The organism is Serinibacter salmoneus, from assembly GCF_002563925.1.
In the GTDB taxonomy this organism is placed as follows: domain Bacteria; phylum Actinomycetota; class Actinomycetes; order Actinomycetales; family Beutenbergiaceae; genus Serinibacter; species Serinibacter salmoneus.
In genome coordinates, this window is sequence record NZ_PDJD01000001.1 from 2,689,646 (window position 1) to 2,705,526 (window position 15,881).

General features: G+C 71.4%; 14 protein-coding genes. 4 read left to right on the forward strand and 10 right to left on the reverse strand.

The features are described 5' to 3' along the window. Positions 1–25: 25 nt before the first annotated feature. The 4 genes from ATL40_RS11990 to ATL40_RS12005 form a co-directional block, all read right to left on the reverse strand. Positions 26–1,684 carry a CYTH and CHAD domain-containing protein gene (locus tag ATL40_RS11990; RefSeq protein WP_098469740.1) on the reverse strand — a complete coding sequence of 553 codons (1,659 nt, stop codon included), beginning with the start codon at positions 1,682–1,684 and terminating at the stop codon, positions 26–28. Between the two features lie 10 nt (positions 1,685–1,694). Continuing rightward, on the reverse strand, positions 1,695–3,155 hold the full coding sequence (locus tag ATL40_RS11995; RefSeq protein ID WP_245867058.1) for an NCS2 family permease: 1,461 nt from the start codon (positions 3,153–3,155) through the stop codon (positions 1,695–1,697). Positions 3,156–3,259: 104 nt separating this feature from the next. Further along, positions 3,260–4,546 (reverse strand): adenylosuccinate synthase, encoded by a 1,287-nt coding sequence (locus ATL40_RS12000; protein WP_098469742.1) that lies wholly within the window; start codon positions 4,544–4,546, stop codon positions 3,260–3,262. A 45-nt stretch (positions 4,547–4,591) separates the two neighbouring features. Continuing rightward, on the reverse strand, positions 4,592–5,101 hold the full coding sequence (locus tag ATL40_RS12005) for a DUF3151 domain-containing protein (RefSeq protein ID WP_169925969.1): 510 nt from the start codon (positions 5,099–5,101) through the stop codon (positions 4,592–4,594). Positions 5,102–5,345: 244 nt separating this feature from the next. Between ATL40_RS12005 and ATL40_RS12010 the strand changes: the two genes are divergently transcribed. Next, complete coding sequence (locus tag ATL40_RS12010) at positions 5,346–5,690, forward strand: STAS domain-containing protein (protein ID WP_098469743.1); 345 nt, start codon at positions 5,346–5,348, stop codon at positions 5,688–5,690. A gap of 78 nt (positions 5,691–5,768) precedes the next feature. Here the strand turns inward: ATL40_RS12010 and fbaA are convergent, their stop codons facing one another. Beyond that, positions 5,769–6,788 carry a class II fructose-bisphosphate aldolase gene (gene fbaA / locus ATL40_RS12015; RefSeq protein WP_098469744.1) on the reverse strand — a complete coding sequence of 340 codons (1,020 nt, stop codon included), beginning with the start codon at positions 6,786–6,788 and terminating at the stop codon, positions 5,769–5,771. A 172-nt stretch (positions 6,789–6,960) separates the two neighbouring features. On the opposite strand from fbaA, the gene ATL40_RS12020 reads away from it, so the two are divergent. Then, complete coding sequence (locus ATL40_RS12020; protein ID WP_098469745.1) at positions 6,961–7,776, forward strand: HAD-IIA family hydrolase; 816 nt, start codon at positions 6,961–6,963, stop codon at positions 7,774–7,776. On the opposite strand, the gene ATL40_RS12025 is transcribed toward ATL40_RS12020, so the two are convergent. The 3 genes from ATL40_RS12025 to pyrE all read right to left on the reverse strand — a co-directional run bounded on the left by ATL40_RS12025 (position 7,737) and on the right by pyrE (position 10,089). Further along, positions 7,737–8,441, reverse strand: a complete 705-nt coding sequence (locus tag ATL40_RS12025; protein WP_098470472.1) for a TrmH family RNA methyltransferase — start codon at positions 8,439–8,441, stop codon at positions 7,737–7,739. The two genes, ATL40_RS12020 and ATL40_RS12025, sit on opposite strands and share 40 nt — an antisense overlap. After that, positions 8,441–9,448, reverse strand: coding sequence for a DUF368 domain-containing protein (locus ATL40_RS12030; protein WP_211283118.1), 1,008 nt, complete (start codon positions 9,446–9,448; stop codon positions 8,441–8,443). The genes ATL40_RS12025 and ATL40_RS12030 overlap by 1 nt, the downstream gene beginning before the upstream one ends. Positions 9,449–9,513: 65 nt before the next feature. Next, the gene (gene pyrE / locus ATL40_RS12035) at positions 9,514–10,089 is read right to left on the reverse strand and encodes an orotate phosphoribosyltransferase (protein ID WP_098469746.1); all 576 of its coding nucleotides are present in this window, start codon (positions 10,087–10,089) and stop codon (positions 9,514–9,516) included. 137 nt (positions 10,090–10,226) lie between these two features. On the opposite strand from pyrE, the gene ATL40_RS12040 reads away from it, so the two are divergent. Continuing rightward, complete coding sequence (locus ATL40_RS12040) at positions 10,227–11,006, forward strand: exodeoxyribonuclease III (RefSeq protein ID WP_098469747.1); 780 nt, start codon at positions 10,227–10,229, stop codon at positions 11,004–11,006. Positions 11,007–11,167: 161 nt separating this feature from the next. On the opposite strand, the gene ATL40_RS12045 is transcribed toward ATL40_RS12040, so the two are convergent. Next, positions 11,168–12,067 carry an LLM class flavin-dependent oxidoreductase gene (locus ATL40_RS12045; protein WP_098469748.1) on the reverse strand — a complete coding sequence of 300 codons (900 nt, stop codon included), beginning with the start codon at positions 12,065–12,067 and terminating at the stop codon, positions 11,168–11,170. A gap of 138 nt (positions 12,068–12,205) precedes the next feature. Between ATL40_RS12045 and ATL40_RS12050 the strand changes: the two genes are divergently transcribed. Further along, positions 12,206–13,036 carry an SCO4651 family lipoprotein gene (locus ATL40_RS12050; RefSeq protein ID WP_143556973.1) on the forward strand — a complete coding sequence of 277 codons (831 nt, stop codon included), beginning with the start codon at positions 12,206–12,208 and terminating at the stop codon, positions 13,034–13,036. 73 nt (positions 13,037–13,109) lie between these two features. On the opposite strand, the gene clpB is transcribed toward ATL40_RS12050, so the two are convergent. Next, the gene (gene clpB, locus ATL40_RS12055; RefSeq protein WP_098469750.1) at positions 13,110–15,737 is read right to left on the reverse strand and encodes an ATP-dependent chaperone ClpB; all 2,628 of its coding nucleotides are present in this window, start codon (positions 15,735–15,737) and stop codon (positions 13,110–13,112) included. Positions 15,738–15,881: the final 144 nt, after the last annotated feature.

The window sequence follows — 15,881 nt, forward strand, 5'->3', positions numbered from 1 at the left end:
TCGAATCGAGCCGGATCAGGCGGGATCAGAGGAGTCGACGGCGCAGCTCGCGGCGCCAGGCCCCGCACCTGGCGAGGACCCTCGCCCGGTGGCGCTTCGCCCGAGTGCGCACGACGGCGTCGAGCAGCCCGAGCAGGAAGCCCGCCTGCGTGCTGGTCACCTCGCCCGCCAGTTCCCGCAGCGCCTCGAGCCCGACCGCATCGTCCTGGACGTCACCGAGCGCGTCGGTGATCCGCGCCAGGCGGCGGGCGGGCTTGCGTGCCCGGGAGACCCCGGCCTGCACCAGCACGTCGACGGCATACCGAGCACCCTTCGCGCGGATCCGGGCCCGGTGCCAACCCTCACCGCTGTCCGCATCGAGGTCACGCAGCGCGGAGCGCAGCTGCGACACCCGGTCCTCCACGAGCGGGACGAGCACCCCGCCATCTGACTGCGCGGCCTGCGCCGTGTCGTCGTCGAGCGCGGGTGCAGCGGCCGCGGCGACCAGCGCGTGCAGCAGAGCGGTGTAGCGGGCACTGCGCATCGCGCGCAGTCCCCGCTCCAGTCCCCTCGACTCGCGCGCAGCAAGCGCGTCCCGGATCTCGCCGGCGGCCTGCGGCCACGCCACGGTCTCCTCGAGGCGCTCGAGGTCGGCGCCCAGCAGGTCGCGCTGCACCTGCCCGTCCCGAGCGGGACCGAACTCCCCACCGATCCAGACGAGTTCAGCGACCAAGTGCTCGCACCACTGCGCCTCCAGCAGCGGCGCCCAGGTCCGCAGCACACTGCGCAGCCGCCGCTCGGACACCCGGAATCGATGCACGGCCTCCCGTTCGCCGCGCCGCACGCCCACATCGGCCAGCAGCAGGGCGCGCACGTGGGTGGCGATGGCGGCAGCCAGCACCTCCCGCGCCGGGGAGTCCGGGGTGACCTCGTGGACCACCACATCGGCCGGCCCGGTAGCCACCTCGCCGAGCGCCCGCGCCCCCTTGCCGCTGGCGCTGGGAGTCGCCCCGAGTTCCGCGAACGCCCGAGTGAGCCGCTTCAGTGCCTTGCGCGACCCGGGGAGGGGAACTCCGTCGTCGTCGGTGAGCGCCTCCACCTCCACCTCGCGGAACGCCTCGGTGAGGACGCCGCGGGAATCCCAGGCCGTCACGGAGTCCTGCACGAGCTCGGCCACGGCCTCGGCGCCACCGTCCGGCAGCGAGCGGGTGACCTCCCAGCGGCGACGGTGGGTGCGGACCAGGCCCATCGGCACGAGGTCCGCATCGCGCAGCAGCGCGGCGGTGATCTCCCCGAGCGCCAGGGGAACGCCGCCGACCCGGGCCAGGACGTCGGCAGCGGTACCCTCCAGGTCGCTCTCGGGAACCGGCGCCTCCAGCGGGGCGTGCAGTTCCAGGCGCTCGGAGACCCCGGACCGCGCTGCGGAGGGCTCCAGGGAGGCTGGCAGTTTCAGTTGCCACCCGGTGTCCGGTCCCCCCGTGCGTCGGCGCAGCGTGACGCCCCAGCGCGCCAGGCGCGCGTCGCGGGTGTCGACGTAGACGGCCGTCAGGTCCAGGTCGCTGCCCGCGCGGAATCGCAGTTCGCGCGCCGATCCGTCGCTCTCGAGCAGGGCATGCAGCCGGGGCGCGAGATCGGCGTCGTTCGGCAGCTGTACCTTCACCTCACGCTCGAGGTGGACGGCCGGATGCAGGGGGGTATCGGTCACGGTGGCCTCCTCAGCCCACCAACGACTGTATCGGCCCGCGCAGGAAGTACACGATGAACAGGATCGAGACGACCCACATCAGCGGGTGCACCTGCCGGGCCTTGCCCATGAAGACCTTGATGAGCACGAACGCCACGAAGCCGGCACCGATGCCGTCGGTGATGGAGTAGGTGAACGGCATCATCACGATCACCAGGAAGGCCGGGATCGCGGCCTCCAGATTCCGCCAGTCGATACCGCTGATCTGCGACATCATCATGAACCCGACGAGCACGAGCACCGGTGTGGCCGCCTCGGCGGGGACCATGTTCACCACCGGCGCGAAGAACGTGGCCAGCAGGAACGCGGCCCCGGTGACCACGGAGGCCAGGCCGGTGCGCGCGCCCTCACCGACCCCCGCGGAGGACTCGATGTAGGCCGTGTTCGAGCTCACCGACCCGGCGCCACCGGCGATCGCGCCGATGGAGTCGACGATGAGGATCTGCTTGGTGCGGGGCGGGTTCCCCTCGGCATCCAGCAGTCCACCCTGCGCCCCGACCGCGACCATCGTGCCCATCGTGTCGAAGAAGTCCGCGAGCAGAAGGGTGAACGCGAGCAGCACCACCGTGAAGAACCCGATCTTCTCCACCGAGCCGAGCAGCGAGAACTGGCCGAGCAGGGACAGGTCGGGCGCCTGCACGAGGGAGGCCGGGACGACGGGGAGGTTGCTCGCCCAGCCGGTGGCGTCGCCGTCGGACACGTGACCGAAGGCCTCGATGAGGAACGCGAGCACGGTGGCCGCCACGATGGAGATCAGCAGCGCGCCGCGCACCTGCCGGATCCACAGCACGATCGCCGTCATCAGGCCGACCACGAACACCAGCAGCGGCCAACTGGCGAGCGAACCGTCGATCCCCAGGGTCACCGGGGTGCCGCCGCCGGGGCGCACGAAGCCCGCGTTGACCACACCGATGAAGGCGATGAACAGCCCGATGCCCACGCTGATGGCGGTCTTCAGTTCCCGGGGCACCGCGGAGAACACCGCCTGGCGGAAGCCGGTGGCGACCAGCACGAGCAGGATCAGCCCCTCGAGCACCACGATGCCCATGGCATCGGCCCAGGTCACCTCCGGCAGGGCGGCGATCGAGTAGGCCACGACGGCGTTCAGGCCCAGACCCGCGGCCATCGCCAGCGGGAAGCGGGCGACGACGCCGACCAGGACGGACATCACGCCTGCCACGAGAGCGGTGGCGGCCGCCACCCGGGCGGTGGCGTCGGCCTCGGAGCCGCCGATGAAGGCGCCGGTGCCGTCCGGCACGGTCCCCAGGATGATCGGGTTCAGCACGATGATGTAGCTCATCGCGAAGAACGTCACGAGGCCGCCACGGACCTCGCGGCCGATCGTGGAGCCACGCTCGGTGATGGAGAAGTAGCGGTCGAAGGCGCCGGTCAGGCCGGGGCGTGCGGCAGTGGCCGTGGAGGTGGGGGGCACGCCCCTATCGTGGCGCACATCGGCCCGACGTGGTGGGTTGAAGGGCCCAGGTCACACCGCACGCCTGCGCAACCACCTCGCGGTACCTGCAGGAATGCCTCGCGTCAGCCGAGGATGGCGTGCCGCGCGATCGTCGCCTCACGCTGCGGCCCCACGCCGATGGCCGAGATCCGGGTGCCGGAGATCGCCTCGAGGTGCTCCACGTACCGCCGCGCGTTCACGGGGAGCTCCTCGAACGTGCGGGCGCCGGTGATGTCCTCCCACCAGCCCTCGAGGTACTCATACACCGGGGTGGCGTGGTGGAAGGCGGACTGATCGGCGGGCATCTCGTCGTAGCGCACCCCGTCCACCTCGTAGGCCACGCAGACCGGCACCTTCTCCAGGCCGGTCAGCACGTCCAACTTGGTCAGCACGAGGTCGGTGAGCCCGTTGACGCGGGAGGCATAGCGGGCGATCACCGCGTCGTACCACCCGCAGCGGCGGGCGCGGCCGGTGGTGACGCCGAACTCCCCGCCGGTCTTCTGCAGGTAGGCGCCCATGTCGTCGAACAGCTCGGTGGGGAAGGGCCCCTCCCCCACGCGTGTGGTGTAGGCCTTGATGACCCCGACCACCGAGTCGATCCGGGTGGGGCCGATGCCCGAGCCGGTGCACGCCCCCGCGGCGGTGGCCGAGGAGGAGGTGACGAACGGGTAGGTGCCGTGGTCCACGTCGAGCATCGTCGCCTGGCCCGCCTCGAACAGCAGGGTCTTGCCGGCGTCCAGCGCCTGGTTGAGCACCAGGGTGGTGTCGGCGACCATCGGCTTGAGCCGGTCCGCCCAGGTCAGCAGCGACTCCATCGTCTCCTCCAGGGAGACGGCGCGGCGGTTGTAGACCTTGAGCAGGATCTGGTTCTTCAGGTCCAGGGCGCCCTCGATCTTCTCCGCGAGGATCTTCTCGTCGTAGAGGTCCTGGATGCGGATGCCGACGCGGTTCATCTTGTCCGCGTACGTGGGCCCGATGCCACGCCCGGTGGTGCCGATCTGGCGCTTGCCGAGGAAGCGCTCGGTGACCTTGTCCAGGGTGCGGTTGTAGGGCGGGATGACGTGCGCATTCGCGCTCACCAACAGCCTGGAGGTGTCCACGCCGCGGGCATTGAGGTCGTCCAGCTCCTCGAAGAGCACCTCCAGGTCCACGACCACACCGTTGCCGATCACCGGCGTCACGCCGGGGCTGAGGATGCCGGAGGGGAGCAGGTGGAGGGCGTACTTCTCCTCACCGATGACGACCGTGTGGCCGGCGTTGTTCCCGCCGTTGAACTTCACCACGTAGTCGACCTCGGAACCGAACTGGTCGGTGGCCTTCCCCTTGCCCTCGTCTCCCCACTGGGCTCCGACGACGACGACTGCTGGCATGGACCATCTCTCCTAGGTATCTCGTGTCGACCGGGAACGGACGACCTAGCCCGCGGCGATCTCGCCGAGGGGGATCCCCGCGGCGAGCACGCTGGCCGCCGTGGGGTCTGACTGCTGCAGGAACTCCTCGATGCGGGCGGCCTCGCCGTCCTCACCGATGCGCGCGGCCGCCTCGCCGAGAGCGAGCAGCGCGGCGAGGAAGCCCCGGTTGGGCAGGTGGGTGACCGGGACCGGACCCTGTCCGCGCCAGCCGGCGCGCCGCAGCGCATCCAGGCCGCGGTGGTAGCCCACCCGGGCGAAGGCGTAGGCAGCGACGGCGTCACCCCCTGTTGCGCCGTCGGCCAGTTCCGCCCGGGCCAGCAGGGCCCAGGCAAGGCTGGATGCGGGGTGCTGCGCAGCCGCACGCCGCAGCGCCGCGGGATCGAGGTCCGTGGCCACGAGGCTCGTCCCGGCCTCACCCAGGAGCGCGATCACCGCCAGGTCGGGGTGGTCGGCCGGTAACAGGGTCGACGGCGGGCCGACCGGCAACCGGTCGCCCAGGGTGTCCTCGCTCACAGCCCCATCCTCCCATCCCCACCACACGTGCACCGCGTCCACCGAATCGCCCACCGGTGGTGCATCGGCACTGGCCGCACCCTCTACGGTCAATCGGTGGCAAACGTTGGGGAGATCACCAGTCTGCACCCGTTCACAAAAAACTCATGGTCCCGTACGCTCGCTAGGGACCGCAGCGGCCATTCCCGCGCGGCACCGCGCCGAACACCCCGCGGCTCGGAACCCACTCCACCTCGGAGGATGCATGGACACGCCCCTGGCGACGCTGCGGCCCACGCCGAGCGCCGAGGTGCACACCAGCCCATCACACACCATTCTCACGCTGCGCGGGGAGATCGATGCGGCAAGCGCACCGGACTTCGCGGCCGCGGTGACGGCGGCGGAGCAGGCCGCGCGGCCCACCACGGTGCACGCCGGTGCGGTGACCTTCATGGATTCCTCCGGCATCGCACTCCTGGCCCGCCTGGCCACCCGCACCCCGGGTCGGCTCCGCCTCGTGGACCCGCCCGAGGTGGTGCAGTTCCTGCTGTCGGTGACCAGGATCGGCGACATGGTGGAGATCGTCGCAGGCGGCGACTCGGCCACCTGAGCGGCGCCCCCGCGCGGCAGTGGGCGGGCCGTTCAGCCCGCCCACTGCCTGCGACCCGGCACCTTCACCGGGTCGGACTCACATCTTGTGGCCGGCGCTGCGCAGCTGCTGGCAGGCCTCCACCACGCGCGCGGCCATGCCGGCCTCGGCGAGCTTGCCCCACACGCGGGGGTCGTAGGTCTTCTTGTTGCCGACCTCGCCGTCGACCTTCAGCACGCCGTCGTAGTTGGCGAACATGTGACCGGCCACCGGGCGCGTGAAGGCGTACTGGGTGTCGGTGTCGATGTTCATCTTGATCACGCCGTAGTCCACCGCGGCGGAGATCTCCTCGGCCGTGGAGCCGGAGCCACCGTGGAAGACCAGGTCGAACGGGTTGGTCTTGCCGATCTTGGCCCCGACCTCCTCCTGGATCTGCTTGAGGATCTCCGGGCGCAGCTTCACCGCGCCGGGCTTGTACACCCCGTGCACGTTGCCGAAGGTCAAGGCGGTCAGGTAGCGGCCCTTCTCGCCGGAGCCGAGCGCCTCGACGGTCTTCAGGCCGTCCTCTGTGGTGGTGTAGAGCTTCTCGTTGATCTCGGCCTCGTGGCCGTCCTCCTCACCACCGACCACACCGACCTCGATCTCCAGGATCGTGCGGGCGGCCTGGGAGAGTTCGAGCAGCTCGGCGGCGATGGAGAGGTTCTCCTCGATCGGCACGTCGGAGCCGTCGTACATGTGGGACTGGAAGGTCGGCAGGCCGCCGTTCTTGACCTGCTCGGCCTCGATGGCCAGCAGCGGGCGGACCCAGGAGTCCAGGTTCTTCTTCACGCAGTGGTCGGTGTGCAGCGCGATGGTCACGCCGTAGTTCTTCGCGACCTCGGTGGCGTAGGCGGCCAGCGCCATCGTGCCGGTCACGCGGTCCTTGATGGTGGACCCGGAGGCGTACTCGGCGCCACCGACGGACACCTGGATGATGCCGTCACTCTCCGCCTCGGCGAAGCCCTGGATCGCCGCGGTCACCGTCTGGGAGGAGGTGATGTTCACGGCGGGGTAGGCGAAGGAACCGGCCTTCGCGCGGTCGATCATCTCGTTGTAGGACTCGGGAGTTGCGATGGGCATGGGTCTCCTTGGGAAAGCGCTGACACCGGCCGAACGGAGTTTCGGCACACCATTGACCCCCCAAGTCTGGCACGAGTGCCCCACCCGGTGCGGGGACCGGGGTCCCAGGTGTCCGGACAGCACCCACCGGGCTCCCATGGATCGCCCAGGCACGGACCCCTACAGTGAAGTCATGACGCACAACATCGCCGCATGGCTGACGGACATGGACGGTGTGCTCGTCCACGAGGAGCAGGCGCTTCCGGGCGCCGCGGAGTTCATCACGGCGCTGCGCGATCGCGGTCTGCCGTTCCAGGTCCTCACCAACAACTCGATCTTCACCCCCAGGGACTTGAGCGCGCGCCTGGCGCGCGCCGGGATCGACCTGCCGGAGCACGCGATCTGGACCTCGGCCCTGGCCACAGCGACGTTCCTCGCCGACCAGACCGCCGATCAGGCGAGCGGCGGCACCGTGTACGCGATCGGGGAGACCGGACTCACCACCGCGCTGTACGAGGCCGGCTTCACCCAGACCACCTCCGACCCGGACTTCGTGGTGCTCGGCGAGACCCGCCGGTTCTCCTTCGAGCAGATCACCACGGCGGTGCGTCTGATCCTCGGCGGCTCCCGGTTCATCGCGACCAACCCGGATGTCACCGGTCCCAGCGCCGAGGGACCCATCCCGGCCACCGGCGCCGTCGCCGCCCTGATCAGCGCGGCCACTGGCCACCAGCCCTACTTCGTGGGCAAGCCGAACCCCGTGATGATCCGCGCCGCACTGAACCGCATCGATTCCCACTCCGAGTCCGCCGCCATGATCGGCGACCGGATGGACACCGATGTCCTGGCCGGGATGGAGGCGGGGCTGCGGACCTTCCTCGTGCTGACCGGCTCCACGAAGCGGGAGCAGATCGCCGCGCACCCGTATCGCCCCACCGAGGTGCACGAGGGGATCGGCGACCTCGTGCCCTACGTCCTCGCCTCCGAGCCAGCACTGTCCGCCGACTGAGCCGCCGGCTCACCCGTGTGCTGCCGCATCCATTCGTACATGGCGATCGCCCCGGCGGCGCCGGCGTTGATCGAGCGGGTGGAGCCGTACTGGGTGATGTGGCGCACCTGAGCGCACCGGGCGAGCAGGTCCGCGCTGAGCCCGGGGCCCTCGGAGCCGAACACGAGCACCGCCTCGTGTGGCAGCGTGCCGCGCTCGATCGGCGAGGAGCCTGGGACGTTGTCGATGCCGACGACGGCGAGGCCCGCCTGGTGCGCCCAGGTCGCGAAGGTCTCGGCGTCCGGGTGGTGGTGCACGTGCAGGTAGCGGTCGGTAACCATCGCACCCCGCCGATTCCACCGACGCCGCCCGATCACGTGCACTCCGGCGAGGTTGAAGGCGTTGGCGGTGCGCACGATGGAACCGATGTTCATGTCGTGCTCGAGGTTCTCGATCGCCACGTGCAGGGGCGTGCGGCGGGTGTCGAGGTCCGCCACGATCGCCTCCAGGCGCCAGTAGCGATAGCCGTCCACCACATTGCGGCGGTCCCCGTGCGCCAGGAGCTCCGGGTCCAGGCGGGGGTCCTCGGGCCAGTCGTCGGGTCCCGCGGGCCACGGGCCGACGCCCACCACACGCTCGGGCTCCGGCCCGGCGGGAGGCGGGGCCGCGCCGTCGGGCTCGGGCATCAGGCCTGCCGGGCGGCGCGCACGGCGCTGCGGTGCTCCCACCACAGCAGGCCCGCGACCACAGCGGCGCCGGCGAGCGCCAGCAGCACCGCCGTGACGGCCTCGCCGGGGGCGTCCGGCCCGGTGAGACTCGCGCCCTCCTGCCATGGCCACAGCGCGCGGAGCGAGCCGGTCATCAGACCGGCGAGCACCGCCATCGTGACCTGCCGGCGGTGGTGCAGCAGCCAATTCAGGACCTTCACGAACGAGGCCAGGCCGATCAGCGCGCCGAGCGCGAAGACCAGCACGAACACCACGTCGAGGTCGCTGATCGCGTTGCGCACCGGCAGGTACAGGCCGAGCACGAGCAGCACGAAGGACCCGGACACGCCCGGCAGCACGAGCGCGTTGATGGCGATCGCGGCCCCGATGAACACCAGCCACAGGGGCGGTTCGGCGCCCACCTCGGCCTCGGGCAGACCGGTCAGCCAGAACGCGAGCGCGGCCGCGAGCAGCAGGTAGAGGCCGTCCTGGGGGCGGAAGCGGTGCGGCATGAGGCTGATCGGCACCCAGATGGAGATCAGGATCATGCCGAAGAACACCGAGCGGACCGGCACGGGGTGCTCCTCCAGGAGCGGCGCGATCGTCATCAACGAGGCGAGCAGCACCACGACCATGCCGGCCAGGACCGGCGCGAGGAAGTGCCAGTCGACGGCGCGCACGGCCGCCCTCGCGGGGCCGAGACCCTCGCCGCGGCGCAGTCCGGTCACGACCTCCCGCGCGGCGTGGATGAGGGCGGAGGCGCTACCGATCAAGCGGTCATACAGGCCCACCACCAGGGCGATGGTGCCGCCGGAGATGCCGGGGACCGATTCCGCCGCGCCCACCAGGCCGCCGCGCACCGCCAGGCCCGGGGCGTCCTTCCAGGTGGCGCGGGGCGCGGCGGGCGCCTCATCGCCGGCGAGGGCGGGGTCCTGAGCGTTCGGCCCGGGGGCGCCGGGCTCGGCGGCGTGTCGAGGTCGCGTCACGCGCCCAGGGTATCCGGCGCGGACCCGCGCGCCGCGCGCCGCCGGGCCGAAGTGATCGACGTCGCTCAGGCCAGGCCGAGGTCCGCGGCGTCGAGCACCCAGAAGTAGGGCAGGCCCGCCTGCGCGATCGCCTCGCGGGCGCCGGTGTCCCGATCCACCACCACGGCGGCCGCGACCACCTCGGCGCCGGCGGCGCGCAGCGCCTCGACTGCGGTGAGCACGCTGCCGCCGGTGGTGGAGGTGTCGTCCAGCGCGACCACGCGCTTGCCCGCGACGTCCGGGCCCTCGACCTGGCGCCCCATGCCGTGGGACTTCGCGGCCTTGCGCACCACGAACGCGTCGAGGTCCAGGCCGCGGGAGTTCGCGGCGTGCAGCATCGCGGCGGCGACCGGGTCGGCGCCCATCGTCAGTCCGCCGACGGCGTCGATCTCCGCGGGTCCGAAGCCCTCCTCCTCGAGGCGGTCGAGCAGGAGGTGGCCGATCAGGGGCGCGGCCTCGTGGTGCAGGGTGGCGCGCCGCATGTCGACGTAGTAGTCGGCCTCGCGGCCCGAGGACAGGGTGACCCGGCCGTGCACAACGGCGAGCTCGGCCACCAGGGCGGCGAGGCGGGAGGTGCGATCGTGGGCAGGCGTGGCAGTCATCGACTCCGAGCGTAGTCGCTCCTGCCCGCCGAGACCGTGGCGTCCGCGGCGAGGCCGTGCCCGCACGGCACGGAGTCGGCGCCGAAGGCACGGGCTCGGCGGGGGTGGATGTCAGTCTCGGTGGGTAGTTTGGTGGCATGCAGATCGCCACCTGGAACGTGAACTCCATCCGTGCCCGCGTCGATCGGGTGACCGCCTGGTTGGAGCGCACCGGCACGGACGTGCTCGCGATGCAGGAGACCAAGTGCAAGGACGAGCAGTTCCCCCGGGAGGCGTTCGAGGCGCTCGGCTACGAGGTGGCGGTACACGGCCTGAACCAGTGGAACGGAGTGGCGATCGCCTCGAAGGTGGGGATCGCCGACGTCGAGACCTCCTTCACCGGGCAGCCCGGGTGGGGGGAGGCCGCCGTGGTGGAGGGCCGCGCGCTCGGCGCGACGTGCGGCGGGGTGCGGGTGTGGAGCCTGTACGTGCCGAACGGTCGCACGCTCGCGGACCCGCACTACACCTACAAGCTGGCGTGGCTGGAGGCCCTGCGGGCCAACGCCGTCGAGTGGGCGCAGCAGGACCTGCCCACCGCATTGGTGGGTGACTGGAACATCGCGCCCCTGGACGGTGACGTCTGGGACATGGAGGTGTTCGCCGGTGCCACCCACGTGAGCCGGCCGGAGCGGGACGCCTTCCAGGCGATCCAGGACGCCGGCTTCCGGGAGGTGACCCGCGAGTTCACGCCGGACGCCTACACCTACTGGGACTACACGCAGTTGCGGTTCCCGAAGAACAAGGGGATGCGCATCGATTTCCAGCTCGGCTCATCCTCCTACGCCGAGCGGGTCACGGGTGCGGCGATCGACCGCAACGAGCGCAAGGGCAAGGGCGCGAGCGATCACGTGCCGGTGATCGTCGACCTCGCCGACTGACGACCCGCGCAACCCACCGCTCGGCACGAGCCTGGCCCCGCCGAACGTGTGCTTGCGCAGCCCCCACCCCGCCGAGCGTGTGCTTGCGCAGGCTGGGCGCGCGCGAACCCTGCGCAACACTCCGCTCGGCGGCTGTTGGCCTGCTGTTGGCCGGCTGGGTCTCAGCCCTCGAGCCGGGCGGCGAGGGCACCCGCCGCCTCGTAGACCCCCTGCTCCAGGTCGAAGACGGTGCCGGGGATCGGCGCGTGGATGACGACCTCGGTGATCCCGAGCTCGGTGTGTGCGGCCACCATGTCCTCCACCGCGGCCGCCGAGTCGAACTGCTCCGGCACGAAGCCGGTCAGCAGGATGCGATCGATCGATGCGGGATCCCGCCCGACGGCGTGGCATGCCTCCTCGAGGCGGCCCACCTGGGTGGCGATCCCCGCGCGCGAGTCCGCCGCGGTGTGGCAGCCGCCGTCCGGGTCGAACGTGCGCGGGTCACCCGTGGTGATCCACGCCTGACCCTGGCGTGCCGCGAGCGCCAGCCCGCGGCGGCCGATCCCTGCGATCCCGAACGGCACCCGCGGCACCGTGATCGGGCCGGGGCGCGTCACCGCGTCGCGCGCGGTGAACCACTCCCCCTCCAGCGTGGACTCCGGTGTGCGCAGCAGCGCGTCCAGGTGGTCCACGAACTCCTCGAACCGGTCCTGCCGGCGTGGCGCGGTGAGCGGCGCCTGCCCGAGCACCGATGCGTCTGCGCCGTCGGTACCCGCGCCGATGCCGAGGAAGAGGCGACCGGAGGCGACGTCGTCGAGCGTGACGGCCTCGGAGGCCAGCGTGACGGGATGGCGGAAGTTCGGCGAGGTCACCAGGGTGCCCAGTCGCACCCGTGAGGTGACCTCCGCGGCCTGGGCGAGCGTGAGGAGGCCGTCGTACCAGGGGCCGGCACGGAACGGCTCCCGCCAGCTGAGGTGGTCGTAGGTGTAGGCAGCGAAGAACCCCAGGTCCTCGGCGCGGCGCCACGCCTCACGGGCCTGGTGGCGGGGGTAGATCGGCAGCAGACAGGTACTCACGCGCATGGCTCGACGCTACCCCCGGCGCCCAGCGACGACCAGGCTCCCGTCGAGGCGCGACCCCCGGCCCCCCTCGTTGGTGGCGGGGACCGCCGTCATGCTGATTCCCCCACCGGCCTCGGCGCCCCGGATAGGGTCCTGGGTATGAGAACCATGTGGGGGAAGTTCCTCGTCACAACGACCGCAACGCTGGCCGTGGCCGGTCTCGCCGCCTGCAGCAGCAGCGAGACCGAGTCCGACACCGAAGCCGGCACCGAGACAAGCAGCGAGACGAGCAGCGAGACAGAGACCGACACCGGGGACGGCGCAGCCTCCGAGAGCGGCGATGCGACCGAGGCGTTCATCGCCGCCTACGGCGACGGCGTCCAGGCGATGTCTTCCACCACCCAGTCCTTCACCATGGTGATGGACATGGGCGACCTCGGCAGCACCGACGCCTCCGGCGTCATCGACTACAGCCAGGACCCGTACACGATGCAGATGACCATGGCCGTGCCGGGTGCCGGCGAGATCGAGATGATCATGCTCGACGGCGGCATCTACATGGGCCTCGGCGAGGCGGCCGGCGGCGGCTACGTGTTCATGTCCGCCGATGACCCGAGCCTGGACGGCGCATTCGAGGAGTCCACGATGGACCCGATCGCCCAGCTCGAGTCCTTCACCGCTGCCGTGGAGTCGGTCGAGGAGATCGGCGCCGAGGAGGTCGACGGCGTGGAGACCACCCACTACAACGTGACCGTGGATGGCGCGAGCCTCGCGGAAACGGCGGGCCAGGCAGCCGGAGCGATGCCGGACACCATCACCTACGACATCTGGTTGGACTCCGAGGGCCGCACGGTCCAGATGACCTACGACATCCAGGAGCCGACCGCAGTCAGCACCACGATGACCTTCTCCGACTTCGGGGAGGCCGTCACGATCGAGGCGCCTCCGGCCGACGAGGTGGTCGACATGACGGAGATGAACGCCGGCTGAGCACGGGCCGGGAACCGACGCCGAGGGGCGGGTGGGGGTCCCCACCCGCCCCTCGGCGTCGGGCGGCACCACCTCAGGCGCCGCGGACCTCCAGGCCCGGCGCCTCACCCTCGGCGCGGTCCACGAGCACCCGGGAGCCGTCGGCCACCTCACCCGCCAGGAGACGGCGCGCCAGGCGGTCACCGATCTCCCGCTGCACGAGCCGGCGCAACGGCCGAGCACCGTAGGCGGGGTCATACCCCTCCAACGCCAGCCACTCACGCGCCGCGGGCGTGACCTCCAGCGCGATGCGCCGGTCGGCGAGCCTGGCAGCAAGCCGCTCCACCTGCAGGTCCACGATGCTGCCCAACTCCTCCACGCTGAGAGCGTCGAAGATCACCACGTCGTCGAGCCGGTTGAGGAACTCCGGGCGGAACGCGGCACGCACGGCGGCCATCACCGACTCCCGCTTCGTCGCCTCGTCCAGGTTCGGGTCCACCAACGCCTGGGAGCCCAGGTTGCTGGTGAGCACGAGGATCACGTTGCGGAAGTCCACGGTGCGGCCCTGACCGTCGGTGAGGCGGCCGTCGTCGAGCACCTGCAGCAGGATGTCGAAGACCTCCGGGTGGGCCTTCTCCACCTCGTCCAGGAGCACCACCGAGTAGGGCCTGCGGCGCACGGCCTCGGTGAGCTGACCGCCCTCCTCGTACCCCACGTACCCCGGGGGCGCCCCGACCAGGCGCGCGACCGCATGCTTCTCGGCGTACTCCGACATGTCGATGCGCACCATGGCCCGCTCGTCGTCGAAGAGGAAGTCCGCGAGCGACTTCGCGAGCTCGGTCTTGCCGACCCCGGTGGGTCCGAGGAACAGGAACGAGCCGGTGGGGCGGTCCGGGTCGGCGATGCCGGCTCGGGAGCGCCGCACGGCGTCGGAGACCGCGGCCACGGCACCCGCCTGGCCGATCAGCCGCTCGCCGAGCACCTCCTCCATCCGCAGCAGTTTGGCGGTCTCGCCCTCCAGCAGGCGACCGGCGGGGATGCCGGTCCAGGCGGCGACCACCTCGGCGATCTCGTCCGGACCGACCTTGTCCGCGATCATCGGGGCGGTGTGCGGCAGGGCTCCCTCAGCCGACTCGCTGCCTTCGGCCTCCGCGCGCTCCGCCTCGGCGATCTCCCGCTCGATCGCGGGGATCTCGCCGTTCGCCAGGCGCCCGGCGGTCTCGTAGTTGCCGTCCCGCATCGCGATCTCGAACTGGGTACGCAACTCATCCAGCCGCACCCGCAGGTCACCGACCCGGTTGTGCCCGGCCTTCTCCTGCTCCCAGCGGGCGTTGAGCGCGGCGAGTTCCTCTGAGCGGTCGGCGATGTCGCGGCGCAACTTCTCCAGGCGCTCGGCCGTGGCCTCGTCGTCGGCGCCCCCGCCTGGTCCATCCGCGAGGTAGGCCTCCTCCATCGTCAACCTGTCCACGGTCCGGCGCAGCACATCGATCTCGGTGGGCGAGGAGTCCAGCTCCATGCGCAGCCGGGAGGCGGCCTCGTCCACCAGGTCGATCGCCTTGTCCGGGAGCTGCCGCGCCGTGATGTAGCGGTCCGAGAGCGTGGCGGCCGCCACCAGGGCGCCGTCGGAGATGGTGACCTTGTGGTGGGCCTCGTAACGCGGGGCGATGCCGCGCAGGATCGCCACGGTGTCCTCCACGCTCGGCTCACCCACGAACACCTGCTGGAACCGCCGTTCCAAGGCGGGGTCCTTCTCGATGTTCTCGCGGAACTCATCCAGCGTGGTGGCGCCGATCATCCGCAGTTCGCCGCGCGCGAGCATCGGCTTGAGCATGTTGGAGGCGTCCATCGCCCCCTCGCTCGCGCCGGCGCCCACCACGGTGTGCAGCTCGTCGATGAAGGTGACGACCTCGCCGTCGGACTGGGTGATCTCCTCCAGCACCGCCTTGAGACGCTCCTCGAACTCACCGCGGTACTTCGCACCCGCGATCATCGAGCCGAGGTCCAGGGCGATGAGGCGCTTGTCCCGCAGCGACTCGGGCACGTCGCCGTCCACGATGCGCTGCGCGAGCCCCTCCACCACGGCGGTCTTGCCGACGCCGGGCTCCCCGATCAGCACCGGGTTGTTCTTGGTGCGCCGGGAGAGCACCTGCACCACGCGGCGGATCTCGGAGTCGCGGCCGATCACCGGGTCGATCTTGCCCTCGCGGGCCCGGGCGGTGAGGTCCTGCCCGTACTTCTCCAGGGACTGGAAGGTGCCCTCGGGGTCGGGGCTGGTGACCCGGCGACCGCCGCGCACCTGCGGCAGCGCGGCCGCGAGCGCGTCACGGCTGGCGCCGGCGTGGGTGAGGATCTCCCCGGTGGAGGTGCTGGAGGCGGCCAACGCCAGCAGCAGGTGCTCGGTGGAGACGTAGTCGTCGCCGAGCGCCCGCGCCTCCTCCCCCGCCTGGGTCAGCGCGTTGCTGAGCCCGCGCGAGGCGGTGGGCTGCGCCGTCGTGCCGCCGCTGGCGCTCGGCAGGGTGGCCAGGGCGCCGGCGGTGCGCTGGGCGATGGCCTGCGGGTCGGCGCCGACGGCGCGCAGCAGCGCGACGGCGATGCCGTCCGCCTGCTGCAGCAGGGCACCGAGCAGGTGGACGGGCTCCAGGTGGGGGTTACCCGCCTGCGTCGCGCTCTGCAGCGCCGCGGCGATCGCCTCCTGGGACTTGGTGGTGAGCTTGTCGTTCATCCGGACCTCCGGTACGTGAGTCAGTGTCTGACTGGATCAACGCGACCAAAGTTGAGTGTATTCCACTCAACCTGACCGAACGCAGGCTCCCGGAGCACGCGAGAACCCCGGAGCGGTCGCGCTCCGGGGCTCTCGGCGGTGGGT